We start from the raw sequence: 20,703 nt of genomic DNA on the forward strand, positions 1-20,703 counted from the left end.
GTTAAATTAGCCCTTTACTAAACACACTAAAGAGCCTGCATTATGAACTGCCCCCAACAGTTGGACATCAATTATTGGGGGCTTTCTGTTTTTGTAATCTGCTCTTTTGAGCCACAAAAAAGCCCTGCTAGTTTCGCAAGGCTTCTCTTATTTCTCATTACTCTAAAATCTAACCGCTATTTTTCTTCGAAGCGCTTCGCTAAGTGATAGAACTCATTCACTTGCTCTTTTAGCTCTGTGGAGTGGTCTTTCACGGAATGTGTTGCAACCAAGTTTTGCTCTGCGGTAGATGCAATAGACTGCATATGCAGGTTCACTTCGCTCGATAGTTCACGTTGTTTATGAGCAGAGCTTTCAACAGATTGCATCAATTCATTCATCGATTGCATTAGATTTTCAACTTCAGATAAACGCTCTGCGCTCACCTTCGCAACATCACCGCACGCGTCTGTTTGGTCTCTGTTCGCCAGAATATCTTTCTGCCAGCTTTCAATCGTCGCCAGCATGGTATCGATGCTCTCTTTAATCTGAACTGTGGCCTTTGACGTTCGCCCAGATAACGCACGTACTTCATCGGCAACAACTGCAAAGCCTCTTCCTTGCTCGCCTGCTCTTGCCGCTTCAATCGCAGCGTTAAGTGCCAACAAGTTAGTTTGCTCAGCGATCCCACCAATCTCTTCCATTATCTTGCTCACGCTTTGCGCTTGGTCGCTCAATTGGTAAGTCGTGTGCGTCGCTTTCTCCGCCTGAGATGCCAAATTTTCAAGGTTACGATGGGTTTGATCAATGCTCTCTTTAGCACCTGCACAAGTTTGCAAGGTCACATCAACAATTTGGTGAGCTTCTTCTGTACGAGTAGAGACTTCATTGGCGGTCACCTCAACCTCTTCAGTTGCTTCACGTACCTGAAGAATATCTTTTGTCTGCTGATCGAGCGCTTCAGTGACTTGGTATGACGTCGCATTAAGGTTATCGGCTAAATCTTGCAATGGTTTCGCTGAGTCTGTCATACGACCTAATACAGTGCGGATTCGGGCAGACAGCAGCTTGAGATGAAAATCGGCAACAGAGAACTGACTATTACCTGAATAGACAAGGCGACTGACACTATCGAATTTAGATTGCAGTTTTTTCAACTGTAATGGAGTATCAATGAGCTCTTGTCGGAAAAGCAGTGCTAGAGCAGAGACAGGAAGAAGACTCAATATCCACTGCGATGCTTGCCCTACTTCTACAAGATTTGAAATCAGAGGCGCAGCCAAAGAGCCAAGTAACACTGCGTAACGAACACTGTCACTGATCTGTAGTGACCATTGGCGACCTGACGTCTCAGCTTTCAACAAGCTTTGATAGGCCTTATCCGCAACTTGCACCCACTCGCTTTTCGGCTTAACACGAACAGACTGATAGCCACTCACCTTCCCGCCATCATAAATAGGGGTAACGTAAGCATCAACTCAGTAGTACCCACCGGATTTAGTTTTGTTTTTTACGATCCCGCGCCACGCCTTGCCTTGTTTTAGATTCACCCACATATCGGCAAAAGCCGCTTTAGGCATATCACCATGCCTAACAATATTATGGTTTTGCCCAAGTAATTCATCTTGGTTGTATTCTGCAATGCGACAAAAAGCGTCATTACTATAGGTAATCACACCTTTAAGGTCAGTAGTTGAGACAAGTTGTTCATTTTCGCTTAAAAGCGTTTCACGAGATTGAGAAGGAGAGCTGGCTGTCATTATATTAACTTTTGTTAACTATTATTGTAGCCGAGGAATATATACAATTATTAAAGTTCTTACAAAATGCGAACGTAACATTTTGTGTAAATGACTGCTATTTATACAAAAATAACCAATGCACCTCACAAAACTCTAAACGCTAAGCCTCTTCCCTAACTATTATGCCTTTGATCTAATTATTCACACCTCTATCTGGCTAAAGGTCATGACTCATCTAAGTTAACTGCAGTGGTAAATTTCACTGTTCTCATAGAGACGGAGGTATGGAACTTGCGAATATTCAGATCTTTACGTAATACTCGCTCAACAAAGTCTTCGTAAGCTTGAATGTCTGTGACCGTAACAATCAACATAAAGTCAAAGCTGCCTGATATCTGATAGCACTGAGTGACCTCTGACGCCTTAGAAATAGAATGGCGAAAAATTTGATAGATATCCCCTCGGTCGCGCTCCATTTCAACGGACACAACTAGGGTCATCTTGCTGCCAGTAAGCTCAGGGTTAATGATCGATACATCACCGACTATCACGCCCTCTTGCCTCAATCGTTTCACTCGCTTTAAGCAAGCAGGAGGTGATAGCCCTACGATCTCGGCTAACGATTGATTAGGGATCCGGTTATTCTTCTGAAGCTCAACCAATATGCTTCTATCTATACGGTCTATTTCCATAATTTCTTAAACCATGATTTTTTGACTGATAATTTCTTACTTTACGACAATTTAAAAATCACAGGCAACTTTATAGGTTATTTTTGAAATAATAATCACAACAATCGCGGTAAGATCTTTTTATACAACACAACGAGTTATGGTCGTAACAATGAAATCAACCTATCAATTTTTCAAAGAGCTCCTCAAAGAAATCTTCGATGTCACTTCGACGCTTTTCCGTATCATGATTCCAATCATCATATTGATAAAAGTCGTCGAAGAGCTTGGCGGCGTCGTGATTCTTAGCGAATGGCTAAGCCCAATAATGGAAAGCGTCGGATTACCCAAAGAAATGGGCTTGGTATGGGCAACAACCATACTCACTAACATCTATGCGGGGCTGATTATTCTTATTAATTCCGATGTTCCCTTAACGGTTGCTCAAACTTCAATTTTAGGCAGCATGATGCTCCTTGCTCACTCATTGCCAATTGAAGGCGCAATTGCCAAAAAAGCAGGTGTTAACTGGCTGGCTACCCTATCGGTGAGAGTGGGTGGAGGCTTAGTGCTGGCATGGCTACTCAACCTCAGTTATCAATACGGAGACTGGCTCAACTACCCAGCAACCGTGCTTTGGCAACCGGAAGTATCTGGAGACACGAGTTATCTTGGTTGGGCGCTTGAACAGTTCAAGAACTTTGCGGTTATCTTCATGGTAATCTCAGTACTATTACTGTTACTCAAAGTTTTAAAGATTCTCGGCATTGAAAAGCTCATGGCAATATTGTTAAGACCGTTCTTGAGGCTGCTAGGAATCAGCAAAGACGCAACAAACCTAACAATAATAGGAATCACGCTCGGCCTTTCGTTTGGTGGCGGCTTATTAATCAATGAAGCCAAGAAAGGGCGTATCTCAGCAAGAGACGTATTCACCGCAATCATGTTGCTCAACTTGCTCCACAGTTTAATTGAAGATACGTTGTTGATCCTACTCATCGGGGCTGATTTCTACACGATATTTTGGGGAAGGCTTGTATTCTCGGTGTTGGTTGTCGCTGTGATATCAAACGTCATTAAGCGCATGAATCCAAGCACTTGCGAACGGTATTTTTATCGCGATGTCTCTCAGTAATAAGTAAATCGCCAACAAGAATAAAAGGAAAAGAACTCAAATACGGGTTCTTTTTTACGACTTGGTACTCCTATCACCTCCGCTATTGTTAAATTTCACGCCCTGAAACACTGAAAATCATTCTCAACACCCTAATTATTGATATTTCGTGTGAAAATAATTTCAGCACAGGTATTTACTAATAACTCAATTATTAAATGCAATGTTTAAACACAGAGAATATAAAACGCATATTATTACTTATAACTCCATACCTTGTATAAAGTACTCTCAAGATAATAATCACTTCCCAACCAATATTATTAAAATCCAAACTATCAACTATTCATTCAAAAAAAATCATTAAATAGCTGATAATAAAATAAATAACGACCATTATTTGATATTAACTTTAAATGTTGAAATCGGAACGAATAATTGCTTGTAATAATTATCTATTTGATTGGTAAATTTTATAAATATATTTTGTTACATAATCAAAACTGATGGCTCTTTTTAATATGCTCCTTATAACAGCGCCTCTTACAACCGAGGCTCGCACAACTAAGATTCTTACAAAAACACCCATAAAAGCAATGACTTTAATGGTTCTAACTTTGTCATCACTGTCACAGGCTTCCACTATTGAGAACGATGAACTATTGCTTAAGTCATTGATTAAACGAGGTATTATCTGTTCTGGCTTAACCTATGAGGAAAATCAAGAAGCTTTACGTATCTATCTCAACGCTAAAAAAGCGAAGAGCACTCCGTTTGATTCAAAAAGTAGAAAAGAGACAACCAATACAAAGGAGGTAGAAAGTAAAAAAAACACAACAAACACACGTCAGTTAAATAAGACACCACAAGAGTGTATTAGGCCAAACTCGGACAACAGATCCGAATAAGGCAAGTTGATACTGATATCGACATGGAAATATAAAAGGAAAATATAATGAAAATGATGAGAAAAACATTGTTGGCTTCAGCAATGCTTACTCTATTTAGCGTCAGTAGTTATGCAAAAACACCTATTGATTTAGGCGTTGTTAATGAAGACAAACTCATTGAAATGCTAGTTAGACAGGGCTTAGTCGACCAAGATGCAACCGATGTGGCAAAGCACGACGCACTTGACCGCTACTTGAAGAATAAAATCAATTCCGGTTTTAAAGGTGACGCTCAATTCGGTAAAAAAGCACTTGAGCAACGAGCGAAAATACTTAAAGCCATAGAAAAAGGATCTGGTGTTAAAAAGGCGAGCGTCTTTGCGTTAGAAGTCGGCACCAAGCGTACCGATAAAGTACTCGCTCTGTTAGTCGATTTCCCTGATTTGAACTGGGATAACAACAAACTGACCGAAGAGCACACACAAATGCTCTACGAGAGCTACAACCCAGAACATTATCAAGAGTTGTTGTTTTCAAACTCTGGCTACACTGGGCCAAACGGCGAAAACCTAATCTCGATGCGTCAGTATTACCAAAGCGAATCTGGTGATAGTTACAGCGTTGCGGGCCAAGCTGCAGGTTGGTATCGCGCCTCTAAACCTGCGTCATTCTATGGGGGTAACTCCCCTACTACCGACAACGATCTCAACGCGCAAGAACTGGTTCGCGAAGCACTGAATCAATTGGCTCAAGATCCGAGTATCAATCTAGCCGATTACGATATTGAAGATCGTTACGATTACGACGGTGACGGAAACTTCCGTGAACCCGATGGTGTGATTGATCATCTAATGGTGTTCCACGCATCTGTTGGTGAAGAAGCCGGTGGTGGCGTATTAGGCCCTGATGCGATTTGGTCTCACCGATTCAACCTTGGTCGCACCCATGTACTTAAAGGCACCTCTAGCTCGCTTCCAGACCGCTTTGGTGGCCAATACGCAGCATTTGATTACACGATTCAACCGATTGATGCCGCAGCTGGTGTATGTGCTCACGAGTATGGCCATGATTTAGGCTTGCCAGACGAGTACGACACGCAATATACAGGCAAGGGTGAACCTGTCTCTTACTGGTCAATCATGTCTTCGGGCAGTTGGGCTGGTCAAATTGGTGGCACACAGCCAACGGCATTCAGCTCTTGGGCAAAACACTTCCTACAGAAGTCGATTGGTGGTCGCTGGGTTAACGATGATCAAATCTCAATTAATGATCTAGAAGACAACCCACAAGTTTACACGCTGTTCCAAACAACGGATAACAGCCGTCCGAACATGATTAAAGTGGATCTTCCAGAAAAACAGATCGAAGGTTTAAAACCGTTTGCTGGTGAGTATTCGTTCCACTCTCAAAAAGGCGATGACCTGAAAAACAGCATGACACGCAAGTTGGTGATTCCAGCCGGCGATTCTGCACTGCTTTCGTTCAAAACTTGGTATGAAATTGAGAAAGACTACGACTTTGCACGCGTACTCGTGAATGGACAAGCCATTGCCGGCAACATCACCTCATTGGATGACCCGTACAATACTGGCCTCGTTCCTGCTATTGGCGGCGAATCTGGCGGTTGGATTGATGCTGAGTTCGACGTTTCACAATGGGCAGGCCAAGAAGTAGAGCTTTCGTTTGAATACATCACCGATGGTGGCTTGGCGATGGAAGGTTTCTATTTGGATAACCTCAGTGTGGTCGTTGATGGTGAAGTAACCTTAATAGACGATGGTGAGAGCAACTCCACCTTCGCCCTAAATGGTTACAAGCTGAGTAATGGGTTCCACCAAGCGCAACACTACTACCTGTTGCAATGGCGCAGCCACATGGACGTTGATGAGGGTCTAGCCAACATCAAACGCATGGGCCAACTGATCTCATTCGATCCGGGTTTGATTATTTGGTACGCAGACGAATCTCTGACTGATAACTGGGTAGGCAAACACCCAGGTGAAGGTTGGTTAGGTGTGGTCGATGCCGACCAGAATGCAATGACTTGGGAAAAATCCGGTGAAGTCGCTCAAACTCGTTACCAAGTTCGTGATGCGGCGTTTTCACTCAAAGATCATACTCCAATGCGTCTTGTAAACAGCGACAATGATGTGCTCGAAGATACCAGTTTAGTTGGCAATGCTAGCTTCTCGGATGACCAAGATTACACATCGCCTCAAGCACCAGACTCAGGACGTATCCTGACGAAGTTTGGTTTAGCGGTCGATATTGTGAATCAGAGTGACAACAACGAATACGGTGTGGTTCGCTTATCTAAAGTAAGCCAACACAACGTCGCTCCTACTGCGAACTTCGAGCTTAATGTGACTGGCCTGAACGTTTCAGCACGTAACTTCAGCTCAGACCAAGACGGTGAGATCACCAGTTATCTATGGGACTTGGGCAACGGAACAACAAGTAACGAAGTGGCACCAACTTGGTCTTACGAGCAAGCAGGTGAATACACGGTGAACTTGACTGTTGTCGACAACAAAGGCAATACCGATTCGTTCAGCTCCGTAGTGAGTGTTGAATCTCCAAACGCTCTTCCAGAAGCAAGCGCGAAGTACATTCACTTGGGTCGCTGGGTAACCATGTGGTCAACAAGTTCAGACAGTGATGGTCGTATTGTTGATACCGAGTGGACACTTCCAAACGGTAAGGTGAAACGAGGTCGTACATTCACTTCAATCTTCCCTTCATACGGTAAGCACAAGGTGACACTGAAGATAATCGATGACCAAGGCGGGATTACGACTAAGACAATTTTAGTCGACCTGTAAATCATAGCAGGCTCTATCATGAGGATTTACAAAATAAGCTTAAGTACTGTTGTCACAGGATATAAACCACGACAGCAGTTTTAAGAAAACGTCATTATTTAAGCCATAAGCGAAAGCCCTACCGATTCGGTAGGGCTTTTTATTGGTCGCAATTTAAGATACTAGGGGTTTAGTCACAGTAAAAAACTTGCTGAACCACCATTCGGAACCATTACACGGGCTGCTTTTGAATGCGTGATTTACGCGCACTGAATGCAAACAACAAAATTACGGCCAAAACGAATGGTAAAACGTAAACGTTAAGGTTTTGCCAACCTACTGTTGACTCCAACCAACCAGACAGTAGCGCCGTGACAGTTACACAACCAAACACAACAAATTCATTGAACGCTTGTGCCTTGGCTTTATTTTGAGCTTGATACGACTGGCTGAATAGGCCTGTTGCAGCGATGAACATAAAGTTCCAACCCACACCAAGCACAACCAAAGCCGCTCTAAAGTGCCAAATTGACACGCCATGGATATTGATGGCAATACTCACCACAAATAACACGCCACCTGCAAGGATCATCATTCTTGAACCAAACTTCTCGATGAGGGAACCCGTAAAGAATGCAGGCACAAACATACCCAATACGTGCCACTCAATCACACCAGCAGCTTTAGTAAAATCGAATCCGCAACCAATCATCGCCAATGGTGTTGCCGTCATCAAAATGTTCATCACGGCGTAAGCAACCATGGCCGCAAACACAGCGCCAACAAAGTTCGGCGCTTTAACGATCACACTTAAAGGATCGGCTTTGGGAGCCTGACTATTAAAAGAGACCATAGGAAACTGAATGGTTTGTAACAAGGCTAAAGCTAAGATGTTTAGGCCGATCAGCGAAGCAAAAGCACCAATATACAAACCATCTGCTGACCACTGTTGCGACATAATCGCCAAGTTTGGCCCTAATACCGCTGCTAAAACGCCACCAGCCATAGAGATAGATATCGCTCGATGACGGGCATTTTCATCACACACCTCGATTGCAGCAAAACGATAAAGCGTACCAAAACCAATACCTATCCCAAGCAAAAACGTGGCGAAACAAAACAGATAGAAATGTTGCTGAGATAACGCGTAAGTCGCAAGGCTTGCTCCGGTAATGCCAACTACATTGCCGATACTAAACCCTCGTTTTCGTCCTAATTTTCCTGAAATTAAAGATGCAGGAATAGTGGCTGCCATTAAGCCTAAAAACTGCAACGCAACCGGCAAAGTAATCATGCTGACACTGGGTGCAATCTGTTTGCCTATCAAGCCAATCACTGAGATCAGTAATATGTTGCCCGTCATCAACAAGGCCTGACACAGTGAGAGCAGCCAAACATTTCTATTCATCTTCGTTCCTAAATATGGGCACAGCTGGTCAATAGAACAAAAAATCAACAAAGTCGCAACTCTTTGTTACTTTTAATGAACTCACCAAAGCACTCAATTAAAGAGCCACGAGTCTCGACTTCGAAGTGTATTCCGCCAAAGGTGCTTTAATCTTCGTTGCTTTACGCTCTAGAGTTGAAATTATCATTACTTAAGATAATAATAATTTTGTGTTATTCAGAAGCTTTGTTGTTTATAGGCTTTGTTATTCACAGGCTCTGTTACTTATAAGCCTTTTTATCCATAGGCGTTAGCATTTAAAGGTGAGTATGATTAATCCACTTTGGCTCAATACATTTAAGACTCTGGTTGAAGTTGGTCATTTCACCCAAACTGCAGAAAAGCTGTATATGACACAGCCTGGCGTTAGCCAACACATCAAAAAGCTTGAGCAAGCTTGTAACTGTGACTTGTTATCGAGAGAAAATAAGAGTTTCGAACTGACCGAACAAGGTCGGATTATGTATCGCTACGCTCTTAAACTGGAAAAAGACCAAGAAGATTTATTCGAATCTCTGAGTTTCGACAATCCTTATTCTGGGCAATGTCATCTATCCTGTTCGGGTTCACTCTCTTTGCGTCTGTATCCCAAGCTTCTTGAACTGCAGCAGCAACATCAAGACCTGAGCATCAACCTAGAAGCGGCACCGAACAAAAAGATATTGAACGACCTAATCCAAGGCACCACCGATATTGGAATCGTAAGACATTCACCCAATGACAGCTATTATCAGAGCCAAGTTATTGGTAATGAGGCGCTGTACTTAATCGTCCATCATAGTCTTGCTGACTTAGAGATTACCCCTGAAGCTCTGCACAATATCGGCCTCATAGCCCATCCAGACTCTGCTCATTACCTGTCTTTGTATTTTGACCTATGCGGAGATAAAGATTTAGCGAACATCAACATCAATGAGATCCCGAAGTCTGGCTACATTAATCAACTCCACCAAATTCTATTACCCGTCTCAAAAGGGCTTGGGTTCACCGTGTTACCCGCAGGGGCTGTCGAAAACTTTCCAGACAAAGAGAAGTTGCACGTTGTGCCACCTAAAGTGAAGGTTGAAGAAACACTATATTTGGTTCAGAAAAGAAATCGAAAACTGCCGCACAGATACAACACCCTTATCGATCTAATCAAACAACACGTCAGTAATTAATCCGAGACACAGAAAGAAGTAAAGCCTTTAGCTAGTTCGTTATTTCGCAGCAAGAGCTAAAGGCTTTAATGTTGGAGTGATGTTCAAAAGACAGCTACTCAGAAGCGCTCAGAACCTCTTGGGCTCGTTCAAAGTCGTAATTATCTAACGCACTTTGGACATCTTTAAGAACTGCTGAATGTGGATACTGTGCCAGTAATTCAGTCACGTATTGGGTCGCATCGTTATCATAAGCATCCAACAGCGAATACAACTTAGCACGCTGCTCTTGAGTGATATTAGGCGAATTCGATGCATCAGCGCTTCTCACCTCAGTTTCTTGAGTACATGCCGTTTCAACACCTTGAGCACCAGAGCCATCAAAGCTGCTCTCTACCGTTTTGATCAATTCGATCAACCCAAGCTCAGCTTGTTTAAGATCCTGCTCATCACACGCCTTGTTATGCGCTTTGCTTTCAAGACCACCGAGTTGTTCAGCCAATTGCAACCCGCCAATAGAAGCCGCCATGCTTTTTAACGTATGTAGGTTCCGCTCTAACGTCACCCATTCATCTTGCACTAGGTTGTCGAAGGTATCCGACATAATGTCAGGCGCCCCTTGGCAGAATCTACCAAGCATCTTGTCTTGCAGCTTCACATCATGATGAGTCAGCTGACCGAACCTTGGCAATGAGAAAACAGGGAGAACCATCAGAGTATCAGAGCTTAATGTCGGACTGTTAGAGCTGCTATTTTGCATCCTAACTAAAGGCGACTCTGATGACGCTTTACCCTCAACCAAAACCTCTGGCACGATGTATTTCGTAATTAAAGCGGTGGCTTTATCGATGATAATGGGCTTATCCAAGAAGTCCGTGACTCCAGCCTCTCGCGCTCGCTGTTTCGCATCAGCAAACACATTGGCCGACATCGCAATAATTGGTACATCTTTATCAAACTCACGAATCAAACGTGTAGCTTCGAAACCATCCATAATCGGCATTTGCAGGTCCATAAAGATCATCTCATATTCATTGCTTTGAGCTAACTCCAGTGCCTCTTTTCCATTCTCTGCCAAGTCGGCATTCAGATTAGAGCGGGTGAAGAATGCCAAAGCTAAATCTTGATTTAACTCATTATCTTCAACTAGCAACACCCTTTGACCTTTGAACTCTATCTGGTAATCCAGTTGCAGCTCTTGGGCTTTAAACTCTGCCAATTTTTCAACGCTTGATCTTGACAATGTTAGAACAAACGAAAACTCGCTGCCTTGCCCGAAAACACTCCCAACACTAATTTGGCCACCCATTGCACGAACCAATTTCTGACTAATATTGAGTCCTAACCCTGTGCCACCGAATCGGCGCGTGGTTGTACTATCGGCTTGGCTAAATGCTTCAAAGAGCTTGTGTAGATTCTCATCAGAAATTCCTATGCCAGTATCGGCCACCATCACCTTCATAGTCAGACTGTTATCATCTGATTCAACAAGGGCTACAGTTAACGAGACACTACCAGTTTCCGTAAACTTAATCGCATTACCAACAAGGTTAAGTATTACTTGGAACAGCCTTAATGGATCGCCGCGCAGAGGAGTGTTTAACTCTAGATCTATCGACATAGACAAGTTAAGTTGCTTCTCATTCGCTTTGAGTTCCATCAACTCAATGACATCTTGGAATGTCGTCACGGGATCAAATGGGATGCTATCAATGACAAGCTGTCCCGCCTCTATCTTAGAGAAGTCGAGGATGTCATTAATGATGCTTAACAGTGAATGCCCCGAACGGTGCACTTTCTCAATATAGTTTCGAGCAACAGGATTAGATATTTCGCCAATCGCCAGATAAGACAAACCAATAATAGCGTTCATTGGCGTTCTAATTTCATGGCTCATATTGGCTAAGAATTCCGATTTAGCTTGGCTCGCCAAATCGGCCCTCTGTTTCTCTTCTTCTAATTGCTCATTAAGGCGCTTCATTTCTGAAATATCGAATGCCCAAAATAGCGTGGCTATCTCGCCATCTAGCTCAAACAAATAATAGCTGACGAGCGCAACGAAACGGGTTCCATCAGATTTTCTAAGCACCAACTCCCGGTTTACTACCTTGCCATTGAGCATTAGCTCCTTATGTACATCATCCCGAACGGATAAAGAGTCATGAATAGAAGCTACATCGATAGAATCAAGATCAAGACCTTCAACCCCAAACAGCCGTTTCGCAGTATCGTTGGCATAACGAACTTTCTCTTCAAACACAACACTCGCGGCGATAGGAGAGCTGTTAAGCATATTATAGAGCTGCTCCTGAGCCTTCTTAAGCGCCTCTGTTGCATCATTGGCAATGCTTATTTGTTTCGAGAGTTTTCGATTCCAGAAAACGATAAGTAAAACGATCACCAAAGCAAAACCTGAAATGGTATAAACCAATTCATAGTCAACTCTTTCTATCGCTTTTGGCGCTGCCCACTTCGCCGATATCTTTTGACGTTCTTCAGCAGAAATGCTCTCAATCGCCTTATTCACAATGGAATAAAGCAAAGGTTCAGACTTAATGACGTGTAAGGTGGGTGAAAGGAAAAAATCAAGTCGTCCGATAATTCCGACCTCACGATGACCAAATGAATCAATGAGGTAGTTTAGGACTTCGACAGTATCGATCATGCCATCTAGGGTTTCATCATCCAGTCGGTTAAGCCCATCTTCAGTGGATTCTACTTTCACCCATTCAATATTCGGGTATTTCCCGACAATCGCATCGGTATTTGCTGCGTTCTTCAAGATACCGATTTTCCATCCTTCAGCTTCCTCAAGCACCAAGCTACTTATGTCTCGTCTCGATGCAATAGCTAAACGGCTTGAAAACAGGCTCTTGACTGCTTTGACGTTGTCTCCTAACGAACGGTTCTCTTGTGCTGCGGAGACCAGTTCTACTTCATGATGATCAACCAAGCTTCGGGTCTCAGACCAACTTGCAACGTCTACATGGTTGATACTTAACCCTGTTTTGTGCTCAATGAGCGTTAGGTAATCGTCAATCATACCGATGTATTCACCGGCATTGGATACCGCCTCATAAGGCAACGAATTTGGATCGATACCTATCCGAACATCCGGATTGTCTTTGATCCACTTCCTCTCTTTTTGGCTTAAATTTAAGATCTCTCCAGTCAAATTACTCGCTTGATAAACATCCGCAATATAGCGTTTCGCCGCATCTCCGAATGAACTAAATTGTTCGACTGATGGAAAATAAACATGGTTCCGCTCTAACGACTGAACATCAAAGTAGAAAGTCATCGAACCAGAATTGGTGCTCCCTCCTTTGGTTCGATAATTTGCCACCTTGGTGACTGATGAAAAGTGAGAGGTGTTTTTCTTCTCTCCATATTCATCAACTAGGTTACCGATGTACCAAGATTTGATTGGACGATTACTATTATCCGCCTGTGCAGTGATCACCTGAAATGAACTGTCCGTATCGAAAATTTCAAAAACTTCGGTTAACTCTTCAAAGCGGTCATTGACGATAAAATACGCGGATATTTGCGCTATGATATTCGCCTTTTTAAGCACTTGGCTTAGATCATTCTGAACCTGCATCTCGATAATTTGGCTTAAACCGTCATCGGCCTGTTTAAGGTTGTTAATCGCGGCATTGAAGCTGTCTCTGATTTCCTCACTCTTAAAATCAACATAGATCGGATACTCAACTTTATACTCGTCATGTAACGTTAGCTCTGCCATTTCAATAAAACGAGTATTGGTGATAAACCACTCCAGAACCCTTCGTTCAACCATTAACAGGTCAACATTTTGAGCCCTCAATTGTGAGAATGCCGATTCAAGACCTTCGTAATCTTCGACACGACCAATGTCTAACTTACCCTTCAGTACTTCAACAGAATTTTTAATTGGTGAGGTCTCGTCGAACAATAACGCCCCTAGTGATAGGTCGTTCTGAGATTCAAGTTTGAGCTTGCGGCGAGTCAGTGAAACAGGAACAAACTCAACATTAAGAACTTTATCACTTAGGAAATGAGCATTAGGATCATCAAACTGAACGCCAGAAACAAAGGCAATAGAATTATTGTTGTCGATGGCCTTTCTAGCGGCACTAGGAGGGAGAGTGACAACGTCACCCAGCTTATACCCCATATCATTAAGAGCACGTTGAATAATGTCGTGTTCTAGCCCGACCGCGGTGCTGTCTGGATACATATACGGAGGATTACCAAAGCCAAATACGCCTTTTAGTGGAACTCGATAGGGAGAAGTATCTAGCCACTTTGATAAAATCTGGTTCTTATTTGCAACGTCAAAAGTTTCAATTTGTTTGTTGATTAGCGTCAGTAGCTCTGGTTCGTCATTTCGAATCACCATCGACGCTTCTAACTTTTTCCAATGCTCCAAAACATAGTTGACCGCTAGATCATGAACGCCAATCTTTTTCGCAAGATCCATAGTGGTGATAGGTTCACCGACCATGCCTTCGACATCACCAGACCCTAACGCACGCACCGCATCAATAACATTCTCAAAATCGACTCTTTCGATAGAGCTCAACCTCACTCCTGCACGCTCCAAGTCTATGTTTTCATTAACCATAGCTATGCGGCGTTTATTATTTTGATCTAGGTTTCCATCGAGTTTGTTGTCGATAGGGACTATCACAGCCACCTGATAAGGAATATAGGGATCACTTGCAAGAAAACGTCCACCTTCACTTGGGTCGAACTGTTGGAATGGGAACACGTCACCTCGCCCGTCGACTAACGCGGCTTTAGCCTCGACACGCGAGTTAACTGTGACAAACCGAACATGAACACCAAAACGCTGTTCAAGATCTAATGTCCAATCTTTGATGATCCCTGAGACCTTTCCTTCTTCATCGATAAATGAGTATGGGTAATGGTCGGTAAGGGTAACAAAGGTAATCGTTGGTTGGTTTTCTAACCACTGATTTAACGTTGCATCGCTCACTTCGCCGGCGTTTGCACTGCGAATGACTAGTGACCACACAAATAAGCCAATGATAAGAGATAATACAAAACGATTTAGTGACAACATCAAGCCATCACTCATCGCTAAACTTCTCTTTAATCGCAAGAATCTCGGGCAACTTAAGAAAGAACAGATCAACGATAGTTGGATCAAAATGTTTGCCTTTCTGTTCTTCAAACAAGCTCAGTGCCTCATCGACACTCCAAGCCTTCTTATAAGGACGCTCTGCTGTCAGGGCATCAAACACATCAGCCACCGCAGCGATTCTTCCTACCAAAGGAATTTCTTCACCCGCGATCTGGTTTGGGTAACCGCTGCCATCCCATTTCTCATGATGATATTGCGCCACCTGAATCGCCATACGCATCAGTTTGGAATCACTCTGCCTACCAAGAATTTCAACACCGTACTCGACGTGTTTCTGCATAGTATTCCACTCACCGGCATCCAACTTACCAGGCTTTAGCAGCACACTATCGGGAATGCCAATCTTGCCAATATCATGCATTGGTGCTGCATCACGCAACGTCTCGGCATCTTCGTCAGTCATTCCCAAGGCTTTAGCTAGCACTTCACAGTAGTGACTCATACGCTTAACGTGCATGCCTGTTTCATTGTCTTTAAATTCAGCAGCTCTACCCAGTATGTTCAGTGTTTCTAGCTTACCGAGATTGATCTCTTGAGTTTTCTCTTTTACCTGACTAAACAACGCGCGTTGTTGGTCATAAAGTGCGATATGCGTTTTCACACGCTGGAGTGCAATAGCAGGGGTTATCGGTTTGGTTAGGTAATCTACAGCCCCCAAGGAGAGCCCTTTTACTTCGGCTTCAGGTCCAATTTTGGCAGTAACGAAGATAATGGGGATATGCGCGGTGTTGGGCTGTTCTTTGAGCTGTCGGCAAACTTCATAACCATCAATATCTGGCATCATGATATCGAGAAGAATGAGGTCTGGCTGAAGCACCATCTTGGCTATCTTGATGCCAATGGTACCGTTAATTGCTACTTTGACTTGATAGGTATCTTTAAGTATTGCAGTCAACACATCCAAATTGCTTGGGGTGTCATCTACGACTAACACTATGGGTTTACGACTCATTGATACCTCGTATAAAAATCAAACAGTTATAAATATAGTGTAGAACGATTTTTAGAGGTTAATCAGAAAAAATAGCAATTGTTTATTGAAAATGAAGAGTAGATCTTCGAGTGACATCAAACCAACGTTTGTCGAAGTATGACCAGTCAAAAATTCGGCATCCACCCTTTGAATGTGAACCAGATAAAAACCATCAATTAGTTTCAACAAACACTCGCTTAAAATCAACCGACAATCAACTGAGGACGAATTAGATCATAAACGAAACTTTGTTCATTAAAGTGATTAAAGACTTGATTAACGACACCACCAGCCATATGTGAGTGTCCTCCACCAAACCCAGCACCTGTATCATTCAAAGCTCTCTTTATCACCTTCGCCACATCATTTTGGGGGCACTCAGAACGCAATGAAACGAATGTTCTCTCATGGCTACGAGCACTTAACACTACTATATCTATTTCATCAACGGTCAATAGAAAGTCGCCAAGCACTCCCAGCATATTTTTGGGGCACCCTTCTGGTAAGCTGCCAAATGCACAATTGCCGTCTTTCCTAATAGCTTCAAACATGGAATCAAATAACTTCAATTCTTGATATTCGATTTGATTGCGACAAATACGATTTACCATATTCATATCGGCACAGCTTTGGAGTTGAAAGAGAGCTTTGATATCAGCTTTGTTCATTGCTCGGGTAAAATTTGCCGTATCGAACGTTAGTCCAACAAGTAAAGCCGTTGCAACGCGCTCTGGAATAGGCAGATCGTAATGATTAAAGTACTCAACCATAATGGAAGCTGTTGCGCCATAGTTAGGTCGAATATCTGAAAACCAAACGAAACTGGGTGCTATAACCTGATGATGATCGATCACACCAACTTCTATACCTGGTAAATCGGTAACGTTTTTTTCACCAATACAGCCATCTACAACAATGATTTTATCATTGGGTTTTAGATCTAATCGGTGTGACTTAACGATGGGAATATCAAGCCACCCAATCAAATTATGTAAAGAAACACGGTCAATAAAGCCTTGATAGGTAATGAGGGGTTTAAAGCCCTTCTTCCTAAGTAAATAAGCGAGAGCAAAAGCGGAGCCTACCGCATCATGATCAGGAAAGTCATGAGCTTGAATGATGATTCGTTCACAGTCCTTTAGGCGTTCCAGAAAATCGTCAAATGAGAAAATAGACATACTTCACCTTAACCTTTGAGCTTTTCTATTGTATTGAGAACAGTTTCAGTACCACTATCCAATTGACTAACCATCTCATCTCCATGTTGAATTCCAATAAAAACGCCGATAGCGATTAAGAGAAGAGCAATAATTTTTAACATGAAAACAACACCATCTATAAATAAAGCGAATCAATTGAGCTCTATAAGTAAGAATAACACCCTCCTAAGACTCTCAAATAGAAGCAAATTAAGAAACACTCCTCCCAAATTAACTAAAACTTGCTCACATTTAACAAAACAAACATTGACTTATATCTCATTGCGATTGATGTGCTATTGAGTGATATTCAACTAGATTATATGGTCTTGAGCTCATCTGACACTACGGCCATACGGAAGACTTATCTAATGACACGGAATAGAATTGTCACAGGTATGCTATTTGCGCTAGCACCAACTCTTAGTTTTGCTAACGCTGACAATCAATTTGAATTTTCACACTCTAAACAGGGAACTGTATGTTCATCTAATCCTGATATTTGGCAACTTGGCGGAGAGCTGCAAGTTGATGCTCCTATTTCGCTGAATGGCAAGGTCATCACTCGCGGCGGACAAAAAAAAGCAAGCAATAATGTTGACCTATTTGCAGGAAAAGAGTCCTCTACCGAACAACAATACATGACGAGTTCTATCGGATGTATACAATCTGACGACCCAATGTCATTGGTTGGTGCTGTCGCATCTTTATACGAAGTACAACACACCACATTGAGCAGCTCAGACATCCCACCACCAGTTCGAGAGCCTGATCTGCCCAAAGCGCCAGAAATCGTCAAAGATCAATTTGAAACCAAAACTCAATTTGATCAACGCGTCGAAAAATTGCGAATAGAACGACAACAACAAATAGCCGCTATACAACTTAAATACCGTCAACAAGTAGAAGCTCGAAATGCCAAAATTCGAGTCCTACAAGAAGGGGCAGACTCTCGAAAGGGCAACTTGGGCGTGCAAAAGACTCGACTCGTCGCTAAAGCCTTTAGGGATGTAATGGGTACACCGGTCGTCACAACAAAAAGTTATGATGCTGAAAACCAGCAAATGCACCTGTTATTTAAAGCCTCAAATCAAAACTACCAACGAGACATTATTCTGAACGTACCTCAAGAACAGGCGCGTGATGTCTTCAGCAATATCGATAACCTGGACCTAGCACTCACCTACTCTTATGACGAAAGCCAACTAGAGCTCGTAAATATAAAAGGCAACTACAATGACGTAATGTTCTCAGGGGATGTGGCTAAAAGTAATTATCAGCCCGAAGCTCTGAGTGTGGTTCTTAACAGTGGCCCAAGCAGTGTCTCGAATCCAGGGCTAGAGATGCAAAACCCTAACTTAATCGATGCGTTTGAAGTCGATTCACGCCTCTCGGCAACGGACAACACCGCCTCTGATGAATTGAAGCAACTACTTAATGGCTTTGTGCCTGTGGAAAGTAACTCATCCAACTGGTTCTTCAACCTATCTATCGAAGATTACGCAAATTCAGATCAAGTAGCCTTTGCGCGCAGCAGTGGTGAAGTGATGTCTGACGTCGCGACAAAAGTTCTGGGTGTTCCAGAAAGGCACGTCTACGAACTCATTGACCGTGACGCAACCAGTGGTGCGATTAAAGATAAGTTACGTTTAATGTTAGACAACGTCGATGAAGGCGATACGGTTTACTTCTACTACAGTGGACACGGTATCCCTGCGATTCCCGATAATGATCCTTACATTCTCCCGCAAGATAAGATCCCTGACTACATAACTGATGATGAGTTCTTCAAACTCGATAACCTCTACAAAACACTGTCTAGCAGTAAAGCAGGCAAGATAGTCGTTATGGTAGACAGTTGTTTCAGTGGAGCGACTGATGGTGTATCGGTCATCAAAGGGGTTGCCGCCTCCAGACTGGCACCGAAAAAAGTCAGTATCGATCCTGAGCGTATGGTCGTGATCACCGCGGGACGCGATAAAGAGTATTCCAATATGTACCAAGAAAAAGGTCATCGCCTGTTTAGTTACTACCTCATGAAGTCAATGATCGAGGGAAACAAGGATGTGAATACGCTTTATCAAGATGTTTATAACAAAGTGAAATCTGCCTCTTTTGAGATGGGGGATTTAAAACGTCAACATCCAACAATTACCGGTAACCAGACTATGTCACTTTAAGAGCGTGTCTCTTTTAAGATCGTACCACTTTTAAAACTATTTCAATTTACAACCTATTTGAAACATTGATTAAGGCTTATATCCATGTTTAAGAAAACACTTTTAGCAACATCCGCTCTTCTAATCTCATCAACAGCCTTCGCTGCAGATGTAGAAAACTCGAATCTAGATATCGCTTTCCAAGGAGCTCATTTCCAAGGTGCTGGTAATCAAGTCACCATGCTGCGAGTTCCAGTAACCAACAAAGATACAGGACAAACCCAGTTCTTTGACATGAGCGCTCAATTTGCAGCCGACAAAAACGGTAATCTTGTGTTCAAAAACATGAGCTCTGTAAAATCCGTAGCTTTTGCAAGTGCGAATCAAATGAGAGCTGGACATTACCTCGATGAAGATGGGAAAAGTTGGTACGTTGACGGCCCTTCTACCGCCCCCGACGGGAGACTTGTATGGAGTTTATCATGTAGCAATCGATGCTTCGGTAATGGTTCCGCGAGCCTACAAGTTATGAGCGGTCCGGCAAAAGATAATGGGCTAATTTCTCAAATGGATGCGTATAAGGTAATTATCAAAAACCCTACAAGTCTAAACTATGGACTTTTAAACGGTAGGTTTGTTGCAACTGCTGGACAAGCTGGGAACATGATCACAGTTGTTAGATATGATGCTAATGCAGAGCCGAGCCTTTCTTGGGCATTGCGTTCAGCTCCCGAGCCACAACCGGAAGACTAATGAAAATACTAGCGCTAATCATCTCCCTGTCGAGTGCTTGTGCTTTCGCTTCCCCGTCTTGGTACGGGGAAGTGCCATTGGACTCAACTTTGAGCTATGGGTTCGGCAAAGGCAACACTTATCAACAAGCCAAAGACGCGGCTTATCATGATCTGGCTAAAGGTGTTGAAAACCGAATAGTCAGTAAGACCACCAGTACTAAAACCTTCGAAAATGGCGAGTTGAAAAAATCTGCGGCTTCTCATAAAGAGTCCATATCCAATGTGGTTTTTCGAAACAACGTCACCATTATCAACAGTGAAAAATCGCAAAACCAGTTTTATGTTCAAGTTCAATATGACCCCGAGTCATTTGCACAAAAGCTCTCTGCTTGGTTAAAGAAATCACAATGTCACAGTAAATTACACCCATACTGGTCAACAACGACCATGCTAAAAAACTGGGTGGAACAACACCAATGTCTGCCGGATATAGATATCGAGCGGTTTGCTGGAGGCTGGATGCTTTCCAACAGTAGTGGCCAGTTAATACTACCGGAAGCAAAGTATAACCACCTATTTTTCAACTATTCAGATGAAAGTATAAAGATTCACTCATCCAAGCGAAGACTCAATGCTGGCGACCATTACTTTGATCTGCTCCAGTCAGACTGGACACTTAGCTAAGCGACATTTCGCTTTTCAA

The 20,703-nt window shown here is 42.8% G+C and carries 13 protein-coding genes and 1 pseudogene; 7 read left to right on the forward strand and 7 right to left on the reverse strand.

The window, feature by feature from the left end; genetic code table 11:
• Window positions 1-176: 176 nt before the first annotated feature.
• A pseudogene (locus ACED28_RS19145) lies at window positions 177-1,739 on the reverse strand (methyl-accepting chemotaxis protein).
• Window positions 1,740-1,945: 206 nt separating this feature from the next.
• A complete protein-coding gene (locus ACED28_RS19150; RefSeq protein ID WP_135384215.1) occupies window positions 1,946-2,413 on the reverse strand; it encodes an Lrp/AsnC family transcriptional regulator in 468 nt (155 codons plus the stop codon).
• A gap of 151 nt (window positions 2,414-2,564) precedes the next feature.
• Between ACED28_RS19150 and ACED28_RS19155 the strand changes: the two genes are divergently transcribed.
• The 3 genes from ACED28_RS19155 to ACED28_RS19165 all read left to right on the forward strand — a co-directional run bounded on the left by ACED28_RS19155 (window position 2,565) and on the right by ACED28_RS19165 (window position 7,218).
• Complete coding sequence (locus ACED28_RS19155; protein ID WP_371710487.1) at window positions 2,565-3,527, forward strand: hypothetical protein; 963 nt, start codon at window positions 2,565-2,567, stop codon at window positions 3,525-3,527.
• Between the two features lie 575 nt (window positions 3,528-4,102).
• Window positions 4,103-4,414, forward strand: a complete 312-nt coding sequence (locus tag ACED28_RS19160; protein WP_371710498.1) for a hypothetical protein — start codon at window positions 4,103-4,105, stop codon at window positions 4,412-4,414.
• A 47-nt stretch (window positions 4,415-4,461) separates the two neighbouring features.
• A complete protein-coding gene (locus ACED28_RS19165) occupies window positions 4,462-7,218 on the forward strand; it encodes an immune inhibitor A domain-containing protein (RefSeq protein ID WP_371710488.1) in 2,757 nt (918 codons plus the stop codon).
• Window positions 7,219-7,429: 211 nt separating this feature from the next.
• Here ACED28_RS19165 and ACED28_RS19170 read toward each other — a convergent pair whose 3' ends face one another.
• The gene (locus tag ACED28_RS19170; RefSeq protein ID WP_371710489.1) at window positions 7,430-8,605 is read right to left on the reverse strand and encodes an MFS transporter; all 1,176 of its coding nucleotides are present in this window, start codon (window positions 8,603-8,605) and stop codon (window positions 7,430-7,432) included.
• Between the two features lie 308 nt (window positions 8,606-8,913).
• On the opposite strand from ACED28_RS19170, the gene ACED28_RS19175 reads away from it, so the two are divergent.
• Entirely contained in the window at window positions 8,914-9,804 is an 891-nt protein-coding gene (locus tag ACED28_RS19175; RefSeq protein ID WP_371710491.1) for a LysR family transcriptional regulator, read from the forward strand.
• A 94-nt stretch (window positions 9,805-9,898) separates the two neighbouring features.
• Here ACED28_RS19175 and ACED28_RS19180 read toward each other — a convergent pair whose 3' ends face one another.
• From ACED28_RS19180 to ACED28_RS19195, 4 genes are all read right to left on the reverse strand, one after another.
• Window positions 9,899-14,869, reverse strand: coding sequence for an ATP-binding protein (locus tag ACED28_RS19180; protein WP_371710492.1), 4,971 nt, complete (start codon window positions 14,867-14,869; stop codon window positions 9,899-9,901).
• Complete coding sequence (locus tag ACED28_RS19185; protein WP_371710493.1) at window positions 14,862-15,887, reverse strand: HD-GYP domain-containing protein; 1,026 nt, start codon at window positions 15,885-15,887, stop codon at window positions 14,862-14,864. The genes ACED28_RS19180 and ACED28_RS19185 overlap by 8 nt, the downstream gene beginning before the upstream one ends.
• A 224-nt stretch (window positions 15,888-16,111) precedes the next feature.
• Window positions 16,112-17,086: a bifunctional oligoribonuclease/PAP phosphatase NrnA gene (locus ACED28_RS19190; RefSeq protein ID WP_017102537.1), complete on the reverse strand. Its 975-nt coding sequence runs from the start codon at window positions 17,084-17,086 to the stop codon at window positions 16,112-16,114.
• Between the two features lie 8 nt (window positions 17,087-17,094).
• Window positions 17,095-17,229, reverse strand: a complete 135-nt coding sequence (locus ACED28_RS19195) for a hypothetical protein (RefSeq protein ID WP_261879044.1) — start codon at window positions 17,227-17,229, stop codon at window positions 17,095-17,097.
• Window positions 17,230-17,478: 249 nt separating this feature from the next.
• Between ACED28_RS19195 and ACED28_RS19200 the strand changes: the two genes are divergently transcribed.
• The 3 genes from ACED28_RS19200 to ACED28_RS19210 all read left to right on the forward strand — a co-directional run bounded on the left by ACED28_RS19200 (window position 17,479) and on the right by ACED28_RS19210 (window position 20,684).
• The gene (locus ACED28_RS19200; protein WP_371710494.1) at window positions 17,479-19,287 is read left to right on the forward strand and encodes a caspase domain-containing protein; all 1,809 of its coding nucleotides are present in this window, start codon (window positions 17,479-17,481) and stop codon (window positions 19,285-19,287) included.
• Window positions 19,288-19,371: 84 nt separating this feature from the next.
• Complete coding sequence (locus ACED28_RS19205; RefSeq protein ID WP_371710495.1) at window positions 19,372-20,019, forward strand: hypothetical protein; 648 nt, start codon at window positions 19,372-19,374, stop codon at window positions 20,017-20,019.
• The gene (locus tag ACED28_RS19210) at window positions 20,019-20,684 is read left to right on the forward strand and encodes an LPP20 family lipoprotein (RefSeq protein WP_371710497.1); all 666 of its coding nucleotides are present in this window, start codon (window positions 20,019-20,021) and stop codon (window positions 20,682-20,684) included. The genes ACED28_RS19205 and ACED28_RS19210 overlap by 1 nt, the downstream gene beginning before the upstream one ends.
• Window positions 20,685-20,703 lie beyond the last annotated feature (19 nt).

The sequence above is a fragment of the Vibrio sp. 1F253 genome (genome assembly GCF_041439295.1).
Lineage (GTDB): Bacteria > Pseudomonadota > Gammaproteobacteria > Enterobacterales > Vibrionaceae > Vibrio > Vibrio tasmaniensis_A.